At 40.1% G+C, this 22,977-nt stretch carries 27 protein-coding genes; 9 read left to right on the top strand and 18 right to left on the bottom strand.

Annotation, left to right across the window (positions count from 1 at the left end; all coding sequences use genetic code 11):
- Positions 1-78: 78 nt before the first annotated feature.
- From FTT78_RS05230 to FTT78_RS05250, 5 genes are all read right to left on the bottom strand, one after another.
- On the bottom strand, positions 79-789 hold the full coding sequence (locus FTT78_RS05230) for an SGNH/GDSL hydrolase family protein (protein ID WP_180043780.1): 711 nt from the start codon (positions 787-789) through the stop codon (positions 79-81).
- A 162-nt stretch (positions 790-951) separates the two neighbouring features.
- Positions 952-1,695, bottom strand: a complete 744-nt coding sequence (locus FTT78_RS05235) for an SDR family oxidoreductase (protein ID WP_004973576.1) — start codon at positions 1,693-1,695, stop codon at positions 952-954.
- A 10-nt stretch (positions 1,696-1,705) separates the two neighbouring features.
- Entirely contained in the window at positions 1,706-2,404 is a 699-nt protein-coding gene (locus tag FTT78_RS05240) for a histidine phosphatase family protein (RefSeq protein ID WP_004973573.1), read from the bottom strand.
- A complete protein-coding gene (locus tag FTT78_RS05245; RefSeq protein ID WP_136144165.1) occupies positions 2,401-3,522 on the bottom strand; it encodes a phosphotransferase family protein in 1,122 nt (373 codons plus the stop codon). Before FTT78_RS05245 ends, FTT78_RS05240 begins: the two co-directional genes overlap by 4 nt.
- A 130-nt stretch (positions 3,523-3,652) precedes the next feature.
- Positions 3,653-4,894: an acyl-CoA dehydrogenase family protein gene (locus FTT78_RS05250; protein WP_004973568.1), complete on the bottom strand. Its 1,242-nt coding sequence runs from the start codon at positions 4,892-4,894 to the stop codon at positions 3,653-3,655.
- Between the two features lie 92 nt (positions 4,895-4,986).
- Between FTT78_RS05250 and FTT78_RS05255 the strand changes: the two genes are divergently transcribed.
- The gene (locus FTT78_RS05255; protein ID WP_104851971.1) at positions 4,987-5,904 is read left to right on the top strand and encodes a LysR family transcriptional regulator; all 918 of its coding nucleotides are present in this window, start codon (positions 4,987-4,989) and stop codon (positions 5,902-5,904) included.
- 104 nt (positions 5,905-6,008) lie between these two features.
- Here the strand turns inward: FTT78_RS05255 and FTT78_RS05260 are convergent, their stop codons facing one another.
- The 5 genes from FTT78_RS05260 to FTT78_RS05280 form a co-directional block, all read right to left on the bottom strand.
- A complete protein-coding gene (locus FTT78_RS05260; protein ID WP_004973565.1) occupies positions 6,009-6,500 on the bottom strand; it encodes a hypothetical protein in 492 nt (163 codons plus the stop codon).
- A gap of 375 nt (positions 6,501-6,875) precedes the next feature.
- Positions 6,876-7,259 carry a type II toxin-antitoxin system HicB family antitoxin gene (locus FTT78_RS05265; protein ID WP_004973564.1) on the bottom strand — a complete coding sequence of 128 codons (384 nt, stop codon included), beginning with the start codon at positions 7,257-7,259 and terminating at the stop codon, positions 6,876-6,878.
- Positions 7,260-7,261: 2 nt separating this feature from the next.
- The gene (locus FTT78_RS05270; RefSeq protein ID WP_004973562.1) at positions 7,262-7,450 is read right to left on the bottom strand and encodes a type II toxin-antitoxin system HicA family toxin; all 189 of its coding nucleotides are present in this window, start codon (positions 7,448-7,450) and stop codon (positions 7,262-7,264) included.
- A gap of 132 nt (positions 7,451-7,582) precedes the next feature.
- Entirely contained in the window at positions 7,583-8,977 is a 1,395-nt protein-coding gene (fumC, locus tag FTT78_RS05275; protein WP_179995488.1) for a class II fumarate hydratase, read from the bottom strand.
- 173 nt (positions 8,978-9,150) lie between these two features.
- The gene (locus FTT78_RS05280) at positions 9,151-10,155 is read right to left on the bottom strand and encodes an SDR family NAD(P)-dependent oxidoreductase (protein WP_096902815.1); all 1,005 of its coding nucleotides are present in this window, start codon (positions 10,153-10,155) and stop codon (positions 9,151-9,153) included.
- Positions 10,156-10,216: 61 nt separating this feature from the next.
- Between FTT78_RS05280 and tusD the strand changes: the two genes are divergently transcribed.
- The 4 genes from tusD to FTT78_RS05300 all read left to right on the top strand — a co-directional run bounded on the left by tusD (position 10,217) and on the right by FTT78_RS05300 (position 11,699).
- On the top strand, positions 10,217-10,585 hold the full coding sequence (gene tusD, locus FTT78_RS05285) for a sulfurtransferase complex subunit TusD (protein WP_104851975.1): 369 nt from the start codon (positions 10,217-10,219) through the stop codon (positions 10,583-10,585).
- A gap of 43 nt (positions 10,586-10,628) precedes the next feature.
- Positions 10,629-10,979, top strand: coding sequence for a hypothetical protein (locus FTT78_RS05290; RefSeq protein ID WP_004973555.1), 351 nt, complete (start codon positions 10,629-10,631; stop codon positions 10,977-10,979).
- Positions 10,980-11,044: 65 nt separating this feature from the next.
- Positions 11,045-11,329: a DsrH/TusB family sulfur metabolism protein gene (locus FTT78_RS05295; protein WP_004973553.1), complete on the top strand. Its 285-nt coding sequence runs from the start codon at positions 11,045-11,047 to the stop codon at positions 11,327-11,329.
- 58 nt (positions 11,330-11,387) lie between these two features.
- Positions 11,388-11,699, top strand: a complete 312-nt coding sequence (locus FTT78_RS05300; RefSeq protein ID WP_026438386.1) for a TusE/DsrC/DsvC family sulfur relay protein — start codon at positions 11,388-11,390, stop codon at positions 11,697-11,699.
- 31 nt (positions 11,700-11,730) lie between these two features.
- Here the strand turns inward: FTT78_RS05300 and FTT78_RS05305 are convergent, their stop codons facing one another.
- The 5 genes from FTT78_RS05305 to FTT78_RS05325 all read right to left on the bottom strand — a co-directional run bounded on the left by FTT78_RS05305 (position 11,731) and on the right by FTT78_RS05325 (position 14,608).
- Positions 11,731-12,219 carry a helix-turn-helix domain-containing protein gene (locus FTT78_RS05305; RefSeq protein WP_004973550.1) on the bottom strand — a complete coding sequence of 163 codons (489 nt, stop codon included), beginning with the start codon at positions 12,217-12,219 and terminating at the stop codon, positions 11,731-11,733.
- Positions 12,220-12,416: 197 nt separating this feature from the next.
- Complete coding sequence (locus FTT78_RS05310; protein ID WP_225530225.1) at positions 12,417-12,875, bottom strand: hypothetical protein; 459 nt, start codon at positions 12,873-12,875, stop codon at positions 12,417-12,419.
- Positions 12,865-13,242: a hypothetical protein gene (locus FTT78_RS05315; RefSeq protein WP_180043678.1), complete on the bottom strand. Its 378-nt coding sequence runs from the start codon at positions 13,240-13,242 to the stop codon at positions 12,865-12,867. Before FTT78_RS05315 ends, FTT78_RS05310 begins: the two co-directional genes overlap by 11 nt.
- A 141-nt stretch (positions 13,243-13,383) precedes the next feature.
- Entirely contained in the window at positions 13,384-14,271 is an 888-nt protein-coding gene (locus FTT78_RS05320; protein ID WP_167846019.1) for a DMT family transporter, read from the bottom strand.
- 187 nt (positions 14,272-14,458) lie between these two features.
- Positions 14,459-14,608: a hypothetical protein gene (locus FTT78_RS05325; protein WP_004973540.1), complete on the bottom strand. Its 150-nt coding sequence runs from the start codon at positions 14,606-14,608 to the stop codon at positions 14,459-14,461.
- 207 nt (positions 14,609-14,815) lie between these two features.
- Here FTT78_RS05325 and FTT78_RS05330 point away from each other — a divergent pair, with 207 nt between their 5' ends.
- Complete coding sequence (locus tag FTT78_RS05330; RefSeq protein WP_096901620.1) at positions 14,816-16,240, top strand: PLP-dependent aminotransferase family protein; 1,425 nt, start codon at positions 14,816-14,818, stop codon at positions 16,238-16,240.
- 76 nt (positions 16,241-16,316) lie between these two features.
- On the opposite strand, the gene FTT78_RS05335 is transcribed toward FTT78_RS05330, so the two are convergent.
- From FTT78_RS05335 to FTT78_RS05345, 3 genes are all read right to left on the bottom strand, one after another.
- A complete protein-coding gene (locus tag FTT78_RS05335; protein WP_225530761.1) occupies positions 16,317-17,666 on the bottom strand; it encodes a DcaP family trimeric outer membrane transporter in 1,350 nt (449 codons plus the stop codon).
- 108 nt (positions 17,667-17,774) lie between these two features.
- Entirely contained in the window at positions 17,775-19,148 is a 1,374-nt protein-coding gene (locus FTT78_RS05340; protein ID WP_163145796.1) for an MFS transporter, read from the bottom strand.
- Positions 19,149-19,436: 288 nt separating this feature from the next.
- On the bottom strand, positions 19,437-20,351 hold the full coding sequence (locus FTT78_RS05345) for a LysR family transcriptional regulator (RefSeq protein WP_179988978.1): 915 nt from the start codon (positions 20,349-20,351) through the stop codon (positions 19,437-19,439).
- 116 nt (positions 20,352-20,467) lie between these two features.
- Here FTT78_RS05345 and FTT78_RS05350 point away from each other — a divergent pair, with 116 nt between their 5' ends.
- The 3 genes from FTT78_RS05350 (at position 20,468) to catA (ending at position 22,949) form a co-directional block, all read left to right on the top strand.
- Positions 20,468-21,577 (top strand): muconate/chloromuconate family cycloisomerase, encoded by a 1,110-nt coding sequence (locus FTT78_RS05350; RefSeq protein ID WP_004973532.1) that lies wholly within the window; start codon positions 20,468-20,470, stop codon positions 21,575-21,577.
- Between the two features lie 13 nt (positions 21,578-21,590).
- Positions 21,591-21,881, top strand: a complete 291-nt coding sequence (gene catC, locus FTT78_RS05355; protein ID WP_096901615.1) for a muconolactone Delta-isomerase — start codon at positions 21,591-21,593, stop codon at positions 21,879-21,881.
- Positions 21,882-22,028: 147 nt separating this feature from the next.
- Positions 22,029-22,949 (top strand): catechol 1,2-dioxygenase, encoded by a 921-nt coding sequence (gene catA / locus FTT78_RS05360; protein WP_004973528.1) that lies wholly within the window; start codon positions 22,029-22,031, stop codon positions 22,947-22,949.
- Positions 22,950-22,977 lie beyond the last annotated feature (28 nt).

A 22,977-nucleotide genomic window follows, 5' to 3' on the forward strand; every position in this document is an offset into this window, starting at 1 on the left:
TTTCATTCTGCTTGATGATTTAATTATAATTTAGTGTTGACGATTGTTAACACTATACCATTATTTAAGTTAATTTACCTAAAACCACTCCAAAATCCTATCCGCAACTTCTTTTCCCCAAATTTGGTAAATTTCTTTACTTGGATGAAAACCATCTTTTGCCATTTCTAAATTCATGGATTGATATTTTTGAATATCATATTCAATCCATTGCATATCTTCTTGTTGTGCAATCATTTTTTCTAATTGTAAGTTCATTTGTTTGGCGTATTGTCCAAATAGCCAAGACAATGGATTGGGCAATGCAGGAAATAAATGCATTGGTGGAACGCTCGTAGCAATGATTAATTCAGGTTGGAATTTTGCTTGAATAAGTTGATAAAAATGTTGCTGTTGTTTAATCCAAGTCTGTGCCGACATTAAGCGTGTTACATCGTTGACACCAACAGAAGTAACCACAACATCATATTTTTGATTTACCAGTTTTTTCGTTTTTTGAATGACTTGTGAGGTAGTATCTCCAGACTGCGCCTCTAAACGCCAATGTACTTGGTACTGATGCTGCAAAGCAGAAATCACCGCACCTAAAAGCGCATCATTTTGATGTGCTACCCCAACGCCTGCAGCGGCAGAATCGCCTAAAATCAATAATGACAGCGTTTGCCCTTGCCCTGTAATACCTTCTCGTGCGCCTTCGGCTTCAGGCAATCGGATCGTGTTCTTTTTAACACGACTTCCCTGAATCACCAAAGCGGGAATTAAGGCAAGGGTTGCTGTTCTAAGCCACATCACATTTCACTCTTAAATACGAAAACCGAAAATACAAATTTTAAACCCAAACAAAAGTAGAGACTCAAATATAAAAATAGCATCGTGTCATTTAAAGTGATTGCATTCATCATCAGCTTTAAATTTCAGGATGCTATTCAAATACTATGATATCGCTGCTATTTAGCCGAGTTTATTGACCAATTTTAATGGTAAAACTTTCATAGCTAAGCCCAATGGCAACCATGGCCATTTAGGTACATAGGCTTTAATTGGCGCTTTTTCAATTTCTGCAGCAAGTAAGCGTGAACCTGTTTTTTCATCAACTTCAAAAGGCAGTTTTTTTGCACCTTCGTTGATTTCGGTACGAATATAACCAGGGAAAATAGTCGTAACTTGAATAGGTGTATCAATTAATTCTGCACGAATTCCTTCTGCTAAATGTGCTACTGCAGCTTTACTTGCACCGTAAGCAGTAAGATGTTTTGGCATACCACGAATGGCACTCATAGATGAAATCATCACCAAATGCCCTGAGTTTTGCTCACGGAAAATTTCAACCGCGGCTTCACACTGCGCCAAAGCTGAAATAAAGTTGGTTTCTACTGTGGCTTTGTTGATGGCAAAATTACCTTTACCAATGCGACGTCCTTCGCCCACGCCTGCATTGACAATAATGCGGTCAATTTGTCCAAAATCTTGTTTAAATTCACGAAACACCTGAAACACCTGATCATAATTGGTGACATCCAGCGTTTTTGCAATAACACGAATACCAAACTGGCTTTCCAGTTCTTGTTTCAGCGTTTCCAAACGCTCTAAACGTCGGGCGCAAATTGCAAGGTTATAACCCATTTGAGCAAATTCACGTGCCATACCCGCACCAATACCTGAACTTGCACCTGTAATTAGAATTGTTTTTGTCATGGTTTGATCCTTAAATCCAAGTCAATAAATTTGAGTTTTCAGCTTTAATAAAATGATGTTCATTCAAGCTTAACAGTTGTGGTTCACTGCCGACCAAACGTAAAGTGGTGATACTTGAGTTAGTAATTGCCCAGTTCAATGCAAAGGTTTTATTGGGCGTTAAGCCTAAAATTTTACCTGCAGCCACAGAAATCACACCACCAGAAGTAAATACCACAGCATATCGTGGTTGTTTTTGGGCTAAGTCATCACATAAATGCTGCAATGCATCTTCGACACGCTGTTTAAAATGCGGCCAAGATTCTTCATATTCATGGTGATATTCACCGCCCGTCCAGCGTTCTATCGCACCTTCAAAAATTTTTGCCAAATATGCACGAGGATTGACCTCTTTGGCGACATCTTCTTTCATCAATTCAGGTTGATTAAAACGCGGTTCATACTGCGCGAAAACCTGTTGATGATTAAACTCGTTCCATGCACTGTCGGTATGAATTTCGACCTCAGGAAAACATTCTGCCAAAGCCAGTTGTGCAGTTTGCTGATGGCGCTGCATTGAACCAGCCACCACATAGGGTGCTTCTTTTAAAATGCGATCAAAATAACGTCCGAGCAATTTGGCTTGTAACTCACCATTAGGCGAAAGTTGATCATAACTTTCTGCCCCAAAAGATGCTTGCCCATGACGAATTAAATAAATGGTGGTCATTTCGGCATCAATTCCTTAAATTTGGCGATATATTTTTGTGCTAGTTCATTTGCTTCCAGTCTTTGTAAACCAATTAACTTTAAGGCACGAATATGCAAAGCATGAATGACAATCCAGAAATCCTTAAATGCAGGATTATTGGTTTGCTTGTGGAAATAACGATAATAAATTTGCTGGGCGATCACCGCTAAACGGAAAATTCCAAACACTTCATAGAATGTCCAGTTATCGGTGCTCAAGCCTGTTTTTTGCAAATAATAGTCCACCACTTGCTGACGTGTGAACATGCCTTTTAAGTGCGTTGGTTGACGACGGGTGGCTTTAAAAATTTGATTATCGGTATCTTCAACCCAATATGCCAAAGCCGAGCCTAAATCCATGAGTGGATCGCCCAGTGTTGCCATTTCCCAGTCCAAAACGCCAATCACTTGAGTCGGATGTTTCGGGTCTAAAATCACATTATCAAAACGCCAGTCGTTATGAATAATGCAGGTTTTTGAATCTGCAGGAATATGGTCTAACAACCATTTACGCACATATTTAAAAGATGGCACGTTGATGGTATGTGCTTTGGCATAGCGTGCATCCCAACCTTCTACCTGACGTCGGCAATAACCATCACCTTTCCCTAATTTTTCTAGCTCAGTTCCTGCATAAGGTACTTGATGCAGCTCAATCAGTTTATCAATGACATTTACACAAAGTTCATGTACTTGAGTTTCGCTAAAATCAAGCTCTGGTGGCAATTTTGCACGTGGGATAATGCCTTCAATACGTTGCATCACGTAAAAATCGCAGCCAATTACAGCTTCATCCTGACACAACGCCACCATTTCAGGTAACACAGGATAAAACGGGGCTAAATTCTTTTGCACATGATATTCACGCGCCATGTCATGTGCAGATTTAGCTTTAGTACCTTTGGGCGGACGACGCAAAATTAAATCAGCATTGCTGTACTTAAGGCGATATGTCCAGTTCGATGCACCGCCTGAATATTGTGTGACTTCTACAGGTTCTACGACATCGACATTTTGTTGTTTTAACCATGCTGTCACTGCCTGAATATCGAGTTCTTCGCCTTCGCGTACTGTGCCGCCTACATCAATAACTGACATTATTTTTCCCTAATTTTCCAATTTTTTTAATCTAACATAGATTTTCTGTGTTCTCTTGAGATGTTTCGGCAATATCAGAAATATTGCCGAATACACTACCAAGCGACACAATAAAAAATTCGCAACTGACTTATTTTTTGCGGCTGCTACGATAACCACGTTTAGCCAACTCAAGTTTGGCAATCATGCCTTTGTGTACTTCGTCTGGTCCATCGGCAAGACGTAAACTACGCGCTTGGGCAAAGAAACCTGTCAACGGTGTATCTCTAGATACGCCTGCACCACCATGAATCTGCATCGCCATATCAACTACTTTTTCCAAGACACTTGGTGCAACCACTTTAATGGCAGAAATTTCGGTAAGTGCTGCCATATTGCCTAAAGTATCCATTTTATAGGCTGCATAGAGAGTTAATAAACGTGCTTGGTCAATCGCCACACGTGCTTCCGCTACACGCTCCAAATTGCCACCGAGTTTCAGAATTTCCTTGCCAAATGCGGTACGACTCATGCCACGGTCAATCATCAACTCCAAAGATTTTTCGGCTGCACCAATACAACGCATACAATGGTGAATACGCCCCGGACCTAAACGACCTTGTGCAATTTCAAAACCTTGTCCTGCACCGCCAATAAAGTTGGCAACAGGCACACGCACGTTATCAAAACTGACTTCGCCATGACCGTGTGGCGCGTCGTAATCACCAAATACAGGTAACATGCGTTGAATTTTAACGCCCGCAGTATCCACAGGGACTAAAACCATAGAGTGTTGATGATGACGGTCTTTGGTTTCATCGGGTGTATGCGCCATAAAAATAATAATTTTGGCATTTGGATCGCCCAAACCTGAAGACCACCATTTACGACCATTCAAGACAATTTCATCGCCGTCTACGACTGCTGTTGCCTGCATATTGGTCGCATCACTTGAAGCCACTGCAGGTTCAGTCATACAAAACACAGAACGAATTTTACCTTCAAGCAGCGGTGTCAGCCATTCTGCCTTTTGTGCTTCAGAACCATAGCGCCATAAAACTTCCATGTTGCCGCTGTCGGGTGCATTACAGTTAAATACGGTTGGCGCAATCAAACTGCGTCCACTCAACTCTGCAATGTGTGCATATTCTTGTACCGACAAACCTTGTCCTAATTCTGGACAAGGTAAAAACATATTCCATAAACCTGCAGCTTTGGCTTTGGCTTTTAATTGTTCTAATTGTGCTGGCCATTGCCATTTAGTCCAGTCACCACCCTGATTTAATTCGTGAACTTCTGCCCAGAATTCAGCTTCAATCGGCTCAATTTCTTTGGCAATAAAGGCTTTGGTACGTTCTATATAGTCTTTGGCGCGTGCAGATAGCTCAAACATGGTTCAAATCCCTTAAAATTTGTATTCATTGCTTTACAACACCTTAACTTGAAAAGTAATATGAACAAAATGATTTAATTCAATAAAACACTATGAATCATGTTCATAACAATGCAAAAGTTGATCTTACCGTTTTTCATCGTTTAGACATCAATTTATACCCGATGTTTGTTGCAATTTATGAGCAGCGCAGTATTTCCAAAGCTGCACAAATTTTGTGTATTAGCCAATCTGCCGCCAGTCATGCTTTGCAGCGTTTAAGACAACATTTACAAGATGATTTACTGGTGCGAAGTGGCAATAAAATGCTGCCTACGCCTTTTGCCGAGCAAATTTATCCGACTATTAAAAATGCCTTGTTGGCGATTCAAAGTATTGCAATACAGAAACAGCAATTTGAGCCGAATATGTTGCAATCGCTCAAAATTGCTATCCATGATGAAATTGAACCGATTATTTTTCCTAAATTGGTGGCACATTTTCAAAAGTTGAACTTGGATATTCAATTTCTGAGCCACAAATTAGACCGCAAAACGGTTTTGGCAGATTTAGCAACACAACAAATTGATTTTGTAATTGATTTAGAACAAAACTTTGGCGATAAAATTCAGTTTCAATCCTTAGTTCAAGACCAATTTGTGGTCTGTAGTTCACAACAAGAAATGAATACTGCACTTTATTTATCTTCTGCACATATTGGGGTTTCATCACGGCGTACAGGTATGTTGCTAGAAGATATTTATTTGCATCAAAAGCAATTATCACGGCAGGTTTTTTTACGTTGTCAGCACTATTCTACGGCGTTACAGATTTTACAGCAGCATCCTCAAGCCATACTAACTATTCCTAAAATGATTTTAAAGCATTTGAATATGAGCCAAAAATTGAATATTTTTGATGTGCCTGTAGACTTGCCTGTAATTAATATGGGGATGTATTGGCATAAAGATTTACAGGAAAATTCAAGGCATTATTTCTTAAGAGAGGAAATTTCTAAAATCTTTGCTTAGGCTATTTTGAATTAATCTTGAATTTGCAAGTGGTTGCTAATCGTCTTGTATGATTCTATAAAAAATAAAAGCCGCCGAGACAGCTTTTTAATATGGGTTTGTTCTTAAAACTTCGCTTCCAATACTTTTGTAGATACTTTGCCTTTCCATAAATCACGCAAAATTGGCAAATAGAACTTTTCACCTACTTCTACCAATTCAGCATCAATTAAGGCATGTGTTTCATGCATAAATAAGTAATCTAGCTCCACAGTTTGTAATTGTTGTTGTGCTTTGGCGAAATCTTTACGTTTTTGTTGGGCTTGTTTCACTAACTGATCTGCAAATGTCTTGCCCTTGAACTGACTGAGCGCATTTAAACGTAATTCAATCACGCCCCACCCACTGAGCAGCAATTTAAATAACTCTAAATCTGCAGTGGTTGATTCCCACGTCATTTCTTCCAGATTTTCATTTTCAGGCAATACAGGTAGTAAAAGCTCCATTACACTTGGAAAAATCTTTTTAAAATTCAAGATAAATTTAACAGGCTGCTCACCCGGGTAATCTTTAAATTGCACGTGTTGCTGAACATCTGTTAAATAAATTGAGAGCATTGAAAATTTCCGTAGTTAAGATATTGAGTTGCTTATAAAAAAATTAAATTTTGCAAAATAAATGCAAAACTTTAGCAAAACAGTATTTTGAAGTATTGCGTATTCTAGCAATTATGGCAGCTTAATCAATGTAAGTTGAATAAGGAACGGACATAAAAGAAAGCATCTAAAAGTGGTTAATGCGACTAAATGACGGGTTTTGAACTATTACATTTAGATAGCACCTTGTAGCAGCCTATTCTGCCGTTATGCAAATTATGTCTTTACACCAACACATAAATTTAAAATCGTATTAGGATGAATTACCCCTCTACATTCAAATTAGGTGCAATAGAAAACCCAGCATTTAGGCTGGGTTTAGTATATTTTACTTGATTAATGCAACGCCATTTCCGCGCTTTTAGCTAAGAATGCCGAACGGCTTAAATGTTGTTTTTTTGCAACAGCATCAATACGTTTCACTAAAGCTTCTGGCATGCTGATATTAATACGAATAGACTTTGTATTTACTTTTGTTGTATCAATATCAACTAACAACCAAAACCCCCCCTCAAATCGCTCATCACCTAACCATTGCTCTGGGCTTGATGGTTCTGGTAACGGAATATCTTCACCATCAAAGTGAACTTCAACCGCTTCCTGTGCCATGCGCTGAATATCTTGCATCTCATCTGCTGCGCTAAAGCATCCATCAAAGTCAGGAAAGGTTAAACCGTATGCGCTATCTTCATCTTTGTGAACATATACTGGATATAACATTTTTACCTCCACTCCCAACCAGCCTGTTTATATATATTGCGTAGAGTTCCTATTGGCATATCTTTACGTGGATGTGGTACCACAACATGTCCAGGCTTTTCAGGATGCTTATACTTTTCATGGTCGCCTTTACCACCCACTTTGTACCAGCCTTCCTGCTCAAGACGCTTAATAATGTCTTTGCTGTTCATTGTGTAATTATACACAACATAATTTTAATAAGGAAGGATGCCCAAAATTTTCCCTGATTTTCATAAACAAAGTCTGTGTCTACCTCGCATCATGTGCAGACAAACACAGACCTTGAATTTGTTTAAAACTGATTACTTGGTATTCGGTGCAATCATTTGTTCAGGACGTACCACTTCATCAAACTGCTCTGCTGTGACCAAATTCAGCTCTACTGCAACTTGCTTTAAGGTTTTATTTTCCTTATAAGCTGTTTTAGCCACCTTCGCTGCATTCTCATAACCAATTACAGGATTCAAAGCGGTCACTAACATGAGTGAATCATGCAAAAAGTGATCTATTTTTTCACGGTTTGCTTGAATGCCAACGGCACAATGCTCATTAAAGCTATTGCAGGCATCACCCAAGAGTTGAATAGATTGCAATAAGTTATATGCGATCACTGGCATAAATACATTCAGCTCAAAATTGCCCGATGCACCTGCCACGTTAATCGTGGTGTCATTGCCCAATACCTGTGCAACTACCATGGTCATCGCTTCGCTTTGTGTTGGATTAACCTTACCCGGCATAATACTTGAACCAGGTTCATTTTCTGGAATACGCAACTCACCAAAACCACAACGCGGGCCACTGGCTAACCAGCGAATATCATTGGCAATTTTATTTAAACTCACCGCCAAAGTTTTTAATGCACCCGAAGCAAATACTGCAGCATCACGCCCTGCCAAAGCCTCAAACTTATTTGGTGCAGTCACAAAAGCTAAGCCTGTAAGCTGTGCCAATTGCTCCGCTGCCTGTACCGCATAATCAGGATGTGCATTTAAGCCTGTACCGACTGCTGTACCACCAAGCGGCAACTCATACAAGCCTGTTAAAGCCTGTTCCAAACGCTTTAAACTATGATCTAATTGAGATACATAGCCACTAAATTCCTGCCCTAAAGTTAATGGCGTTGCATCTTGTAAATGTGTACGTCCAATTTTGACAATTTCAGAAAATTCTTCACTTTTGGCATGCAACGTATCACGCAAACCCTTTACTGCAGGAATGAGCAGTTCATTAATTTGCAAACTCGCTGCTACATGAATTGCAGTTGGAAAAGAATCATTGGTCGATTGGGCGCGGTTGACATGATCATTCGGATGTACAGGCTTTTGTGCACCTAAAGGATTCCCCAGTTTTTGATTGGCGATATTGGCAATCACTTCATTGCAGTTCATGTTACTTTGCGTACCCGAACCTGTTTGCCACACCACCAAAGGAAATTGACTGTCCCACTGCCCTGCAATGACTTCATCTGCTGCACCGACAATGTACTGCGCCAACTCTTGCGGGATTTGCCCTAAGTTTGCATTGGTGATTGCCGCAGCTTTTTTAACCAAACCCATAGCGCGAATCATGGCGCGTGGTAAACGCTCATTGCCAATTTTGAAATTTTGTAAGCTGCGCTGAGTTTGTGCGCCCCAAAGCGCGTCATTCGGAACTTCAACCTCACCCATGGTGTCATGTTCAATACGTGTTTGCATGTTCAGCCTCATTCCTTCGTGATTTCAATGATGTCATGTGCTCTTATCTCGATCTTATAAAAAACAGACAGCCTAGTAAATGATAATTATTATCAATAATTCCGTTGCATTGTATCTGTTTCAGCTATGAGGCTTCGTGAATCGCATCTCAACGAATTTTATAGCGCTTACTTTTAATGCTTAAGCGTATTTTGATAAAAACGCCATTCATCCTCTAGCATTTTTTCCAGACTACGTTTTGGCTGCCAGTGTAAATATTGTTGTGCCTTATCTACGACTGCACCTAACTGATCTAACTCAGGATATTCATAATGAATTGCAGGAACTGTAGCAATTTCAGTGTCAGTGACTTCACTAATACGTGCAAGTAATTGTTGAATTGAAACCACTTCTCCCGCAATATTAAAAGCTTCACAGCTATGCGTTTGCTCAAATAACCAATGCAGGCTTGCAATCACAGCATCACAGGCATCGAGTACGTGCACAAAGCTACGTTCTACAGTTTGATCTGCAGTATTAGCTTGCTGACGTAATTCAATCGCTTCACGCTGCTGTACTGCGACTTGCATCGCCAAAGGAATAATATTTTTAGGTAACGGAGCAACGACTTCACCTAAAATGCCGTGTTCAAATGCACCTGCTATATTACTCAAGCGCAAAATAGCAATATTCCATTCATTATCCGTTCTAAAAGTATCGCGGATGATTTCTTCAACCATCTGCTGAGATTTCACATACGGATTGGCATAGGTGTAATTAAAACTCTGGCTTTCTTCCAGATTCAATCCTGACTTGCCATAGACCGCTATACTTGAAAGATGCACTAAACGACGCACACCTGTACGTTGCATGGAACGCAATAAACTCATAATACAACTGACGTTATCGTTATAATATTCCAGTGGTTTAAGCACCGATTCTTCTAAAGATTTAAACCCTGCACAATGCACCACCGCAATAATCGAATATTGTTCAAAAACTTTGTTCAGCGCAGGCGTATTTCTTACATCCAGTTTGGCAAAAGGCACATAACGCCCTGCAATATATTCAAGTCGCTCTAAAGTCTGCATACTTGCATTGGATAAATTATCTACAATAATGACCTCTTGCCCTTGAGCCATTAGGCTTAATGCAATGTGTGAGCCTATAAAGCCTAAACCACCAGTCACTAAAATCATTTATACTACCTTTTTTTATAAAGTCTGAATGCGCCTTGGCACATTGCATTAGTGAATTTTGATGAGCACCTTATTACTAATAACCTCCGCACCAACCTCTATTCATGCATGGCATGCACTCGGTCTTGCTCAAGCCTTACAACAGAAAAATGAGGCTTTTCGTGTGTTTTTTTATCAAGATGGCGTTGCTGTAGCGAATGAGTTGCAATGGGTACCCGATGATCAACGCAACCTCAAAACAGAATGGCAAAAATTGTCTATTCGTTTACCCGTATGTGTAAGTGCCGCACTGGCACGTGGTATTAGCGATGCAGACAATGCCAAACGCCATCAACTGAGCCAACACAATTTAGCCGCAGGCTTTGAATTGGTTGGCTTGGGCGAACTGGCCGATGCAGTGCAAAGCACAAAACGCCTGATTCAATTTTAAGCGATTCATTTTGTAAATCTGTTGCATTTAAAAGGTAAATTGTGTGAAAACTGTACTCGTGGTTTTACGTCAGGCCAATTTAAACAGCTTACAAGTGCATGAAAGCTTGTCTGCAACAATGGTACTGGCAACTTTTGGTTGTGAAGTCAAAGTGTTATTACAAGATGCGGCATTAAGCCTATTACAGTCGGAACTGGCATTTGATTCACTAAAACATGCTTTTAAAGTGGCATCCAATTTGGTCGATAGCTTTGAGTTTTATGACCTCAGCCCAATTTTGATTGAAAATAAACATGCTAACTCGCCGTTTATCAAAAATACGGTACATGAAATTGAATGGGTGGAACTGAATCGGGAGCTGATTCAAACCTTTGATCGAGTTTTATATTGGTAGGTTGATCGGTGGTTTAACAATCTGATTGATCATTTGACCATATCTAAACATCTAAAGAGAAAAGCATGTCTGACGCAAATTTATATTTAATCCAAGCGAGCTTTGATAGCACCGCAACAATTTTAGCAGAGCTAAATGCCTTGTATGCTCCGCAAGACAGCGTTGTACTTATGGGTGATGCGGTATTGCATCAGCAACATCCACTCTGTGCCCAGCTAGACAAAATATATGTACTGGAAAATGATGCAGAAATATTGAATGGTCATTTGGCGGAAAATGTACAGCCGATTAATTATGCAGCTTTTGCAACGCTGTGTTTAGCACATCAGCGCTGTATCAGCTTAAAATAGCAAGCCGTAATGATATGAAACCAATGCAAAGCATTTTTAAGGGTGAATGAAACAAGAGATGACACTAGAATTAGATCAAGATGGACATTTGCTGGATTACACTGTCTGGAATGAACAAGTGGCGCAAGAATTGGCGCAAAGTTTAGAGCTTGAACTCACAGCTTGGCATTTTGAAGTTTTGCACGCTGTACGCCAATTTTATCAGCAATTTGGACACTCACCTGCAACCCGTCCTTTAATCAAATTTTTAATGAAAACTGTAAGCCCAGAGATTAACAACGCTGTTTTGCAGGAAAAATTTAATACAGGTTTGGTGGCACGGCATTTAAGTCGTTTAGCGGGTATTCCTAAACCAGCCAACTGCTTATAGACAAACTGTTGCTGATTAATACAGCACTGATTTAGGCTTGTTTTAAATTCTGCTGTGCTTGGATGTACTGATAATACACTGGGGTAAAATGTGGTTTTACTTGCTTGGCATGCAGTTCTTCACCACATTCCGAACATACCACGACAGGTTGAAACGTCTTAGCACAATTTTTATGGATGTATTCCACAGGCTTACCTAAACCTTGATCCATCCATTTATCTGCCCAATTTGCCATAGACAGCATTAAGGGATAAAGCTCCAAGCCCTTCTCTGTCAATTTATATTCAAAACGTTCTTGGCGCTCTACATAAGGCACTTTGACTAAAATTTCATGTTCCACCAAACGCTTTAAACGATCTGACAATACATGCCGCGTTACGCCCAAATGTTGTTGAAAATCATCAAAGCGACGCATGCCCATAAAGGCATTACGAATAATCAGCATCGTCCAACGGTCACCAATCACCGACAAGGTTCGTGCAATCGAACAAGGCTGCTCGCCAATTTCATCCCATTTCATCTATGTCGCCTATCCCTCAGTTCACTACCTGCAAGTTAAAAGATTCTACAGTCTTTGCAAAGTCAGTTTTGCATGAAAATTGATAAAAAATGAAGTATGACTTCACAATCTGCTTAAAAGGGATCCCCAGTTTTGGGGTTTTATATGTCTGCATCTTCAATCTTCAGATTTGCTATTCACTTATAAGGCAGATCACACTATTTAGATGTAGCTCCTGCACAAAAAACTTGTTCAGTCATACCTGAAGCCGTGAAACTGTTGTGCTGCTGCTCTAAATAACGCCTTGCCACCATTAACATCACAGGTGCAGGATACAAGTTTGGATTGTGCTCGGAAATTTCAGCAATATTTTTATAGGCGTGATAGCGTGCACAAAATGCCTGTTTTTGTTGTTCTGCCGTTGCTTGGCTAGCTGGGTCATCCAGTATTTTTTTGCTGTCATTCACAATTTGCGTGTATTGATTTAACAAATATTGATATTGCGTTTGGGTCAATCCATCGACTGCGTGTTGGATTGTAATAGGCATCGATGATGCTTCAAGTGCCAACTGCTGCGCTTGAATACCTTGTGCCATTACGCTCAGACTTTGCAGTCCAAGCATAATGCTCACCGATATTTTTGCCATGTTCGACATGCGCATAGGCTTAAGACTCATCGCCTTCTTTCCAGACATCTTCATAGTCATCAGCATCAATCATAAAGCGGTAGCCTTGTTCTAAAGCCAAGTATGGAAGCACATCGGGCAAAATATCTTGTAGCTCGCGTACAGGCATGGTTTCAAAGTTCACGTCATCTTCACCCAATTCACCGCCATAAATGTACCACGCGACTTTTTCTTCACCTTCTGGCGCTTTACGCAAGCCCACAATTGGGTCTTTATTTAAGGTCTGGACTGCAACTGCGACAACATCATCGCCACTCACTGCAATATAGGCTGAACCAAATTCTTCACAGAGCAGTTTTTGTTCTTCTATCAATTCTGCCAAGGCTGAGTTTTTTTGCTTTTGCTGTGGTTTAGACATGACAATTCTCTAAGATAAGCTGTGAGTATTCTAACGAGATTGTACGGATAGAGAATCTTTATTTTTATATTTCTGAGATGCTCAAATGAAGTGCAACGGATATGACATGAATTTGAAATTACTTAGCTTTGAAATATGATGCTACGCCCAAATAACCAACATTGCTGCAAGCACGACCAATCCCAATCCCCAATGATCGGTACGGGCAAGTTTTTCTTTAAAGAAATACGCTGAAATAAGTAAGCTGAATAATATTTCAATTTGTCCGAGTGTTTTCACAATCGCCACAGTTTGCATACTCATGGCACTAAACCAGCCCAGTGATGCTAAAAAACTGCAGACGCTCACTTTAAAAGTTAATCCAACCCGCTGCCACATGGCATATAAGGTATGTCGTTTAAATATACCTAAAAAAGCCAATAAGATAAAACATTGTAAGCCAATGACCCACACCAAAACCCATGCAGCACGGTGAATAAACGGTAAGAAATCCAGCTCTAGACTGGCTTCACGCACCAATAAAGAAGTCACCGCAAAGCTGAGTCCACTACCGATTCCAATGGCTAAAGTCGTGAATGAAAAATCACTGCGTTGATTGCCTTTACTGAGTAGAAATACCGCAATACCGCCTATCGCAACACCTAACCAAGCCAATGCGCTTAAATGTTCTTGTAGGAAAATCACGCCTACAATTGCGGCTAAAACTGCTTCACTTTTGGCAAGTCCGACACCCACCGCATAATTTTTCTGTTGAAACAGTTTTACCATTAAAGCTGTGGCTAAAATCTGACACACTGCTGCAATAATGATATACAGCCAAAACATCGAACTAAAATGCAGTTTTGCTTGTACAGGCTGCTGCCATTGTAAAATGCTTAAATACGCCAGTGCAAAAGGCAAGGCAAAAATAAAACGTGCCAAAGTCACGCCATAAACATCTACACTTGTGCTGAGTTGTTTTTGAAAGGCATTGCGCCATGCCTGCATAAATGCAGCCATTAAGGTAAAGAGCACCCAACTCGAAATCATTGCAACCACAAATGCTTTACTGATAAAGTTATAATTTACGCCTATTCCGTTATTTTTGCGATCTTTATTGCTTTTGAGTTATGCGCTTACGATCTCTTTTATAAACAAAAAAAACATTCATTAAAATTCAAATGAATGTTTTTCATATCTTGAAGCGATTATAGGTGTGCTGTTATTCAAAAACTGTTTAGAACTTATCTAAATTCACCACAACAGCCACGCCGATACAAAATAAAGCTACATACACGGTAAACCAAATAATCATGTGCTTAAATGCTTTGTCTGAAATACTGCTATCGGCATATTTCTGTGGTTTGCGTGAGTTATCTTCTTGCATATCGACTCCAATCTAGCCAGATTATGGGGATATACAGATTATGTAAAATTCTAAAGCATTGCTGTAGATACAAAATATTCATTAAAAACTATAACAGTTGATTTTAGATACATGCCAATCTGTTATAAAAAAAGAAATTATTTAATGTTTTAAACCTAAAAATAGATCAAAATAAGTAACAGCTGCAAAAAATGCTTGAGTCATACCATGTATAAATCTGAACAATTGGCGTTGAACATTCGGCAACTCATTGAAAATGGTGCATGGAAAGCACATAGCAAATTACCTTCGTTAAGAGAACAATCACAAATCAGTGGTTATAGCTTAATGACCGTGCTAAACGCTTATCAAGAACTTGAAGCTCAGGGATTGGTTTACGCTAAACAAAAGTCGGGGTTTTATGTCGCAGAACGTCTCAATCAAACTGAACGACCTGTACCAAGCAGTTTGAGTTTAAATGCACATATTCAAATGAACTCTTTGGTCTTTGGCTATTTAAAATCAATTCAGTCTGCAGATGTCAGTCCTTTAGGCTCTGCCTTTCCCAATGCAGAATTACTGTTTAACCCAAAGTTAATGCAAATTTTAGCGCAGCACGCCAAGCGAAAAAGCAGTTATTTTAGCCACGACCACATGCCACCGGGCAATTATGAATTAAGAACTATAATTGCAAATCGCTACTGTTTACAAGGCATACCCACCCATGCAAATGACATTGTCATTACATCTGGCGCATTAGATGCGCTCAATTTGTCATTACAAGCTTTGACCAAACCTGGAGATTTTATTCTATTACAAGAAACTATTTTTTATGGTGCATGGCAAGCGGCTGAACGTCTTGGTTTACAGGTGATTACCATTCCAGAACACCCTGTTTCAGGTTTCGATTTAGACTCATTTGAACAAGCCTTAAAACAATACCCAATTAAAGTCTGCTGGTTGATGTTGAATATTCATAACCCTATTGGCTTTAGTGTCAGAGATGAAATTAAGCAACGTATTGCGAGTTTGCTTGAAGAATATCAAGTGTATTTAATTGAAGATGATGTCTATCAAGAATTGTATTACGGTACGCAAAAACCACTGCCCATGAAGTATTTTGACCGACAACAACGCGTACTGCATTGCGCTTCTTTTTCTAAAACTTTGGGTTCTGCTGTGCGGGTCGGTTGGGTTTATGCAGGTCAATTTTCCAATGCTATTCAGCATTTGCAACTCATGAGCACGGTTTCTGCAAGTCCCTTACTGCAAAATACTTTGGTGGATTTTCTTTCGCATCATCATTATGAAAAACATTTGCGTCAATTACGCAAACAATTGGAAAAACATAAAAAAGTGTTTTATCAGCAATTGAAACAGCGCTTAAACCCAGCTTGTAAAATTCACTACTATTCTAGTGGTTACTTTTTATGGATTGAACTGCCTGCATATATAGATGGCTATACGATTTATCAGCAATTGATTCAAAATAAGATTGGCATTGCGCCAAGTCAGTTGTTCCGTTCTGAACAGGTCAGCCAGAACTTTATTCGTTTAAACTGTTCTTTTGCTTGGAACAGTGATATTGCGACTGCACTGGATGTTTTGTCTGCGGTAATACAGCAACACATCACCCAATATACTCATGCCTAAAATTACAGAGCCGATCACCCGACAATAAAAAAGAGCTGAGTTTTGGCTCAGCTCTTTTGTGATTGACAGGGCTATTTTAGAAGTTATAAATTGCGACTGCATTGATTCGGTTATCTTCACCTGTTTTACTACCATTAACAGCTTCTAAAGCAGTACGTTCACCATAGACATACTCTAGACCAAAGCTTAATGGTTTACGCGGGCTATAGAAAATATTTGCCCAGCCTTGCCATAATTCTTTGTTAGCACGAGTCGCATCAGATTGCGTTGAATCTTTTGGAAAAGAGTTTTTCAAAATATTAGTATAACTTTGATTTTCATCAAAACTCATATAACCATAGCCAAGTGTGCCGTGTATTTTATCGCTGAATTTTTGAGTTATACCCACCATAATTGAATCAAATTCACTTTGAATAAGATCACCATTTGCTTGAGCAACTACGCCTCTGTTTGTAAATGACACAAAGCTGCTATCACCTTTAACATGGTAATAATCTGCTTTAAGGGTTGTGCCAGGGACAACTTCATATTTTACACCTACGCCCACACCCCATGCCATTTCTTCTTCAGAATTAACACGTTTTTCATGGCCCATAGCACGAACACTAACATTTAAATTATCTGCAAATTGATGATTTAAACGTGCTGTTAATGCAGGTAAACGCTGGCTAATTGTGGCATCTTTAGGGTCTTCAGCAGCCACCACCAAATTAGTTTGTGGACTAAATTTTGTAGTATGACGTACCTGAGGTGTACGTTTTACTGCACCACCTACAAATGCCAAAGCATCAATGGTTTCTGGCATATAGTCTGGAATGGCAAAGTTTGACCAAGTTTGACCAATTAACCAGTTGCCATAATTTAAGTAAGCATGACGAATACGTAAATTATCAAAATTTGAACCGCCCAAGAAATCGACTTCAATTTTACCTTTTACGTCTCGATCGCCCACTGGGCTTTTAAAATCCAAACCTAAACGTGTAGCAGAAAGCGTTGATCTTAAACGATCACTACTTTCATTATTGCCTTCTAACGCCACTGCATTAATGTGGTTATATGGCAAATCTCGGCTACTGCCCTCAACCTGATAAGACGCATCTAAACGCACATTACCATATAAGTTGAACTCAGCACCTTTGGCTGTTTTCAGAATTGGACTCGGGCTTGCTGAACTGCGTTGTACATTGGCAATTGCACTTGCTGTTTGCGCATTTTGTACTTTTTGCTGTTCTATCAGACCACGTAAAGCTTGAACTTCCTGTCTTAGTTGCTCAATTTCCGTTTGCTGTTGGGTCTGCGCCTGAGCTGCAACACTCATACCACCCATACTCAATGCAATCATGCTCATCATGAGCGTGCGCTGCATTGTTGGTCGAACCGTTGTAGATTGAAAATTAAAAGATTGGGTTAATGTTTTCGCGTTCATCCTAAACTCGCTTGTTATTGTGCCATCAAATTCTAGCAACAGATCACCATCGCTTACGATGGCGATCTATATCATTGATGACTGTAGATTAATGGAAAGGTAAAGAAATTATTGGGTTGCTTTTTGTGCGACTGGATTGCTTTCTACAGCAGGCTCCGCAGCGGCTTTAGCTTCTACAGACGTTTTTAAATTCACCATGAAGATTGCTAAGGCAGCAATTACACCTGGAATCGCAATAGCAAAGAAGTTCATTTGGTGCGGTAAATTCATGGTTAATAGTGCACCTGTGAGTACTGGCCCAACGATTGCACCGATGCGACCAATACCTGACGCCCAGCCCATACCTGTAGAACGTACAGTAGATGGGTAATATTGTGCGACGAAAGTATAAAGTAAGATTTGTGAACCAATGGTTGCTGCCCCAGCAACTGCAATTAAGGTGTACAACACAATTTGTGGACTGTTAAAGCCAAGCAGAATTAATGCTGCTGCACCACAGATAAACATAATGGTGAGTACTTTTTTGATATGGAAGCGGTCAGCCAATGCACCACCACCAATTGCGCCAATCATGCCACCAATATTCAGTGCGAATAAGAAGATCATACTTGCACCCAATGAATAACCCGCTTGGATCATTAATTTTGGTAACCAGCTGCCCAAAGCATAAACCATTAACAAGCACATGAAGAATGCGATCCAGAACATGAACGTACTGAACATACGGCCTTGCTGGAACAATGCTTTTACAGGTGCTTCATCGCCTTTAGTCACTTCATTCAGTACAAACTCAGTGTCACCATTTAATTGTTGGCTTGGTGAAATTTTTTGCACAATACTACGGGTTTGCTCAATTTCTTTCTTGTTGGTCAAATACATGAGTGACTCAGGCAAGAATTTCCAAATTAATGGTAAAGCCACCAATGGAATAATTGCGATGTAAAACATGATTTTCCAACCAAACTCTGGCACTAACCATGCACCCAACAATGCTGATGTCATACCACCAATCGCATAACCACTGAACATAAGTGCAACTAAAGTACTACGAATACGCTTTGGCGCATATTCAGTCATTAATGCCACTACGTTTGGCATTACACCGCCAATACCTAAGCCTGCAAGGAAACGTAAAATACCAAATTCAACAGGGTTAGTCGCAAATGCGCCAAAGAAGGTAAAGCCACTAAAAATAGCCACACAGATCATAATGGTTTTTTTACGACCCAACTTGTCCGATAACGTACCGAAGGTCATGGCACCAAACATCATGCCAAACAATGCCGTACTGGCCAGTAAACCTGCTTGTACCGCACTGAGCGCCCACTCTTGCATAAGTAATGGTAATGCAACCCCATAAATGACCAAATCGTAACCGTCAAAAATAATGATCATCAAACACCAAAACAATACGCCCCAATGGAATGGCGTGAACTTGGCCTCGTCAATCAAGGTATTAATATTAATTTTATTGCTTTGCATCTTGCTTCACCTCCTAATTGTGAAGTCCGTTACTCCAACTCAGATGCACACAATGAATAATAAGTTAAAATTTGTCCAAAACTGAATAGGCATGGATACATACCTAAAAAGTCTATAATTTGTAAGATATTGATTTTAAAATAGATAAAAATAACAAGGCGAAAAAAATACTGTAATGTGATGCTTAAAAAAGTTTTTTCAGGCAATTCACATAACAGTATTTTGTTAAAAATATCTGTGCTTTTATATAAAAAATATAGTTATAAATATTTGTTTTATATGGCTTTACTAGAATACATTGCGATCATAAGTAAATGCTTCCAAATCATAAACTTGATAAATGCAGTCAAACAAAGATCGAATGTCTTCACTTTCATCCATATTACGAATTGCCATAAACACAGGACTTACAGCCGAGTCATCTAATAAAGGTATAAAGTGCAAATGTGCCAAATGAATACTTTGTGCGCTTTCTGGCACGATACACAAGCCCTCACCTGCAGCAACAAAACCCAACGCCAATTGTAATTCACGCACTTCACGAATTTTGCGAGGTTCTAAACCATACTCAGAAAACACGCCACGAATTTGGGTAGAGAAGTTTGGCTTGTTGTGATTTGGATATAAAAATACTTGTTGATCAACAACATCCGCCAAATATACACCTTCTTTTTGTGCCGCAAATGGGTGGCTCGAATGTACTGCAACCATCAAGCGTTCTTCACGTAATAAGATACGTTTAACTGCAGGATCAGAAATTCTTAAGCGTCCAAATCCAACATCTATGCGCCCTTCTTTAAGTGCCTGAATTTGGTCATTGGTGGTCATTTCCACCATTTCTATTTTTAAATGCGGATGCTGCTGCTTAAACAAATACACAATTCTTGACAATAATCCGAACAATAAAGAACCAACGAAGCCAATAGTCACAGTACGACCAGCAATACCGACACGTTTTGTCATCGACTTGATTTCTTCCGCATTAGACAAAAGTTTAACGGCATGTTGGTAAAAGAATTGGCCTGCTTCGGTGGTCTTAAGCGGTCTACTTCCACGCTCAAATAGTTGAATTCCAAGCTCTTGTTCTAAATTTTGGATCTGTCTGCTCAAAGGTGGTTGAGCAATAAAGAGTTTTTCTGCTGCCTTGGTGAAACTTTGCTCTTCTACAACAGCAACAAAATAACGTAAATGTCTGAGTTCCATAGCTCAAAATACCTTTTAAGTATAAAAAAATGCATATTTGATCTTCGACCAATGCAATTTATTCTTTTAAGGTATATCACATAACTGTAATAAAGCAATGATATGAAGGGCAAACCATGTATAAGTCAGTAGAAACTTTGCTGGTGGAAATACCAACCATCCGTCCACACAAGATGGCGGTTGCAACCATGCAAACCCAAACCCTTGTATTAGTCAAAATCACCACTGAAGATGGTTTTGTTGGCTGGGGCGAAGCAACCACGATTGGCGGCTTGGGCTATGGTGAAGAAAGCCCAGAAAGCGTAAAAACCAATATCGAAACATATTTCGCATCATTGCTAAAAACTTTAGCTGGCTTGAATGTTGCGCAAACTTTACAGGTCATTAAAAAGAATATCAATGGCAACCGTTTCGCGAAATGTGCCATTCAAACTGCTTTATTAGATATTCAAGCGCAGCGCTTAAACCAACCTTTAAGTGAAATTTTAGGTGGTCGCCTACGCAACTCGGTTCCTGTGTTATGGGTACTTGCATCTGGCGATACAGAAAAAGACATCGCTGAAGCACAAAAAATGATTGCGGCTAAACGCCACAACACATTCAAGCTCAAAATCGGTTCACGCCCAGTAGAGCAAGATGTAGAACACGTATTGGCAATCAAACAAGCATTGGGTAAAGACGTTTCTATTCGTGTAGACGTAAACCGTGCTTGGTCAGAACTTGAAGCAATTAAAGGCATCCAGCTTTTACAAGATGGTGGTGTCGATTTAATTGAACAACCATGTGCAATTGACAACATTGATGCCATGGAGCGTTTAACACGTAAATTTGATATTGCCATCATGGCAGATGAATCATTGATGGGCCCACAAAGCGCTTATCAATTGGCAAAACGTAATGCTGCATCTGTATTTGCAGTTAAAGTTGCCCAATCTGCGGGTCTAATCGAAGGTTGTGAAGTTGCAACAATTGCACAGTTGGCAGGCATCGACCTATATGGCGGCACAATGCTTGAAGGCCCTGTCGGCACGATTGCATCTGCGCATGTGTTCTCGACCTTCCAGAATTTAGCTTATGGCACAGAATTATTTGGTCCGTTATTGCTGACCGAAGAAATTTTAAAAACTCCACTTCAGTACCAAGACTTTGAATTACACCTTCCAACAGGTGCAGGTTTAGGTATTGAGTTGGATGAAGACAAAATTGACAACTTGCGTCGTCAGTAATTAGGAGAAACCCATGCTTTTCCACGTACGTATGGATGTAAACATTCCATTGGATATGCCAGCAGAAACTGCTAACGAAATTAAAGCCGTTGAAAAAGCATATTCGCAGGAATTACAGCGTCAAGGTAAATGGCGTCATATTTGGCGTATTACTGGCCAGTATTCAAACATCAGTATTTTTGATGTTGAGAGCAATGAAGAACTGCACAACATTCTGCAAGGTCTTCCGCTCTACCCTTACATGAATATTGAAGTGATGGCATTGAACCGCCACCCTTCATCAATTCGTGAAGATGACACCTGATTTAATTCGGAAACTGGAGTAAGCACCTTACTCCAGCACCAAAGTAAACATTTAGCAAACCAAGTAAACAAGGAAAGTGGCAGCCAATTATCTCGTTTTTAGTCCAGAGATATTCGCCACCAAAGCACACCTCCAAGGAGAATGAAAATGAATCGCCAAGAAATTGATGCATTAGTTAAGCAAATGAACGTTGATACAGCGACAGGCCCTGTAGATGAACGTGTACAACAAGTTGTTGTGCGTTTATTGGGTGACCTTTTCCAAGCGATCGAAGATCTTGATATTTCTCAGTCAGAACTGTGGAAAGGTCTGGAATACTTTACTGATGCCGGTCAAGCGAACGAATTAGGTTTATTGGCTGCAGGTTTGGGTCTGGAACACTACCTAGACTTACGTGCTGATGAAGCGGATGCTAAAGCAGGCATTACTGGCGGTACGCCACGTACGATTGAAGGTCCACTTTATGTCTCTGGCGCACCTGAAACAGTAAGCTTTGCGCGTATGGACGATGGTTCTGAAGAAGGCAAAATCCCGACGCTGATCATTGAAGGTACAGTGACTGATACTGACGGCAACCGTGTTGAAGGTGCTAAAGTTGAAATCTGGCATGCCAACAGCCTGGGCAACTACTCATTCTTTGACAAGTCACAGTCTGACTTTAACCTGCGTCGCAGCATCATTACCGCTGCCGATGGTCAATATACTGCATTGACGACAATGCCAGTGGGTTATGGCTGCCCTCCAGAAGGTACAACTCAGTTTGTACTGGACAAGCTAGGCCGTCACGGTAACCGTCCATCGCACGTACATTACTTCGTATCTGCACCGGGTTACCGCAAGCTGACTACTCAATTCAATATTGAAGGCGACCAATACCTGTGGGATGACTTTGCATTCGCGACTCGTGAAGGTCTGGTGGCAACTGCGGTTGACGTGACTGATGAAGCTGAAATTGCAAAACGTGGTCTGAAAGGTCCTTTCAAACACATCCAGTTCAACATTGTTCTTCAGAAAGATCAAGCTGGCGTTCCTTCTACTGAAGTTGAACGTCGCCGCGCAAGCGCATAATTTGAAATGGAATCGGGATGTGGTCGTT

It is taken from the genome of Acinetobacter sp. YH01011 (genome assembly GCF_013420785.1).
Taxonomy (GTDB): domain Bacteria; phylum Pseudomonadota; class Gammaproteobacteria; order Pseudomonadales; family Moraxellaceae; genus Acinetobacter; species Acinetobacter towneri.

What these genes read in the sequence shown, in the direction of transcription:
- FTT78_RS05345 (WP_179988978.1), bottom strand. Translation starts at nt 20,351, where the DNA reads ATGGAACTCAGACATTTACGTTATTTTGTTGCTGTTGTAGAAGAGCAA.
- FTT78_RS05255 (WP_104851971.1), top strand. Translation starts at nt 4,987, where the DNA reads ATGAATCATGTTCATAACAATGCAAAAGTTGATCTTACCGTTTTTCAT.
- FTT78_RS05305 (WP_004973550.1), bottom strand. Translation starts at nt 12,219, where the DNA reads ATGAAATGGGATGAAATTGGCGAGCAGCCTTGTTCGATTGCACGAACC.
- FTT78_RS05240 (WP_004973573.1), bottom strand. Translation starts at nt 2,404, where the DNA reads ATGACCACCATTTATTTAATTCGTCATGGGCAAGCATCTTTTGGGGCA.
- FTT78_RS05260 (WP_004973565.1), bottom strand. Translation starts at nt 6,500, where the DNA reads ATGCTCTCAATTTATTTAACAGATGTTCAGCAACACGTGCAATTTAAA.
- fumC (WP_179995488.1), bottom strand. Translation starts at nt 8,977, where the DNA reads ATGCAAACACGTATTGAACATGACACCATGGGTGAGGTTGAAGTTCCG.
- FTT78_RS05320 (WP_167846019.1), bottom strand. Translation starts at nt 14,271, where the DNA reads ATGATTTCGAGTTGGGTGCTCTTTACCTTAATGGCTGCATTTATGCAG.
- FTT78_RS05315 (WP_180043678.1), bottom strand. Translation starts at nt 13,242, where the DNA reads ATGTCTAAACCACAGCAAAAGCAAAAAAACTCAGCCTTGGCAGAATTG.
- tusD (WP_104851975.1), top strand. Translation starts at nt 10,217, where the DNA reads ATGAGCACCTTATTACTAATAACCTCCGCACCAACCTCTATTCATGCA.
- FTT78_RS05295 (WP_004973553.1), top strand. Translation starts at nt 11,045, where the DNA reads ATGTCTGACGCAAATTTATATTTAATCCAAGCGAGCTTTGATAGCACC.
- FTT78_RS05325 (WP_004973540.1), bottom strand. Translation starts at nt 14,608, where the DNA reads ATGCAAGAAGATAACTCACGCAAACCACAGAAATATGCCGATAGCAGT.
- FTT78_RS05350 (WP_004973532.1), top strand. Translation starts at nt 20,468, where the DNA reads ATGTATAAGTCAGTAGAAACTTTGCTGGTGGAAATACCAACCATCCGT.
- FTT78_RS05250 (WP_004973568.1), bottom strand. Translation starts at nt 4,894, where the DNA reads ATGTTTGAGCTATCTGCACGCGCCAAAGACTATATAGAACGTACCAAA.
- FTT78_RS05300 (WP_026438386.1), top strand. Translation starts at nt 11,388, where the DNA reads ATGACACTAGAATTAGATCAAGATGGACATTTGCTGGATTACACTGTC.
- FTT78_RS05280 (WP_096902815.1), bottom strand. Translation starts at nt 10,155, where the DNA reads ATGATTTTAGTGACTGGTGGTTTAGGCTTTATAGGCTCACACATTGCA.
- FTT78_RS05265 (WP_004973564.1), bottom strand. Translation starts at nt 7,259, where the DNA reads ATGTTATATCCAGTATATGTTCACAAAGATGAAGATAGCGCATACGGT.
- FTT78_RS05335 (WP_225530761.1), bottom strand. Translation starts at nt 17,666, where the DNA reads ATGAACGCGAAAACATTAACCCAATCTTTTAATTTTCAATCTACAACG.
- catA (WP_004973528.1), top strand. Translation starts at nt 22,029, where the DNA reads ATGAATCGCCAAGAAATTGATGCATTAGTTAAGCAAATGAACGTTGAT.
- FTT78_RS05330 (WP_096901620.1), top strand. Translation starts at nt 14,816, where the DNA reads ATGTATAAATCTGAACAATTGGCGTTGAACATTCGGCAACTCATTGAA.
- FTT78_RS05270 (WP_004973562.1), bottom strand. Translation starts at nt 7,450, where the DNA reads ATGAACAGCAAAGACATTATTAAGCGTCTTGAGCAGGAAGGCTGGTAC.
- catC (WP_096901615.1), top strand. Translation starts at nt 21,591, where the DNA reads ATGCTTTTCCACGTACGTATGGATGTAAACATTCCATTGGATATGCCA.
- FTT78_RS05230 (WP_180043780.1), bottom strand. Translation starts at nt 789, where the DNA reads ATGTGGCTTAGAACAGCAACCCTTGCCTTAATTCCCGCTTTGGTGATT.
- FTT78_RS05340 (WP_163145796.1), bottom strand. Translation starts at nt 19,148, where the DNA reads ATGCAAAGCAATAAAATTAATATTAATACCTTGATTGACGAGGCCAAG.
- FTT78_RS05245 (WP_136144165.1), bottom strand. Translation starts at nt 3,522, where the DNA reads ATGTCAGTTATTGATGTAGGCGGCACAGTACGCGAAGGCGAAGAACTC.
- FTT78_RS05310 (WP_225530225.1), bottom strand. Translation starts at nt 12,875, where the DNA reads ATGAGTCTTAAGCCTATGCGCATGTCGAACATGGCAAAAATATCGGTG.
- FTT78_RS05235 (WP_004973576.1), bottom strand. Translation starts at nt 1,695, where the DNA reads ATGACAAAAACAATTCTAATTACAGGTGCAAGTTCAGGTATTGGTGCG.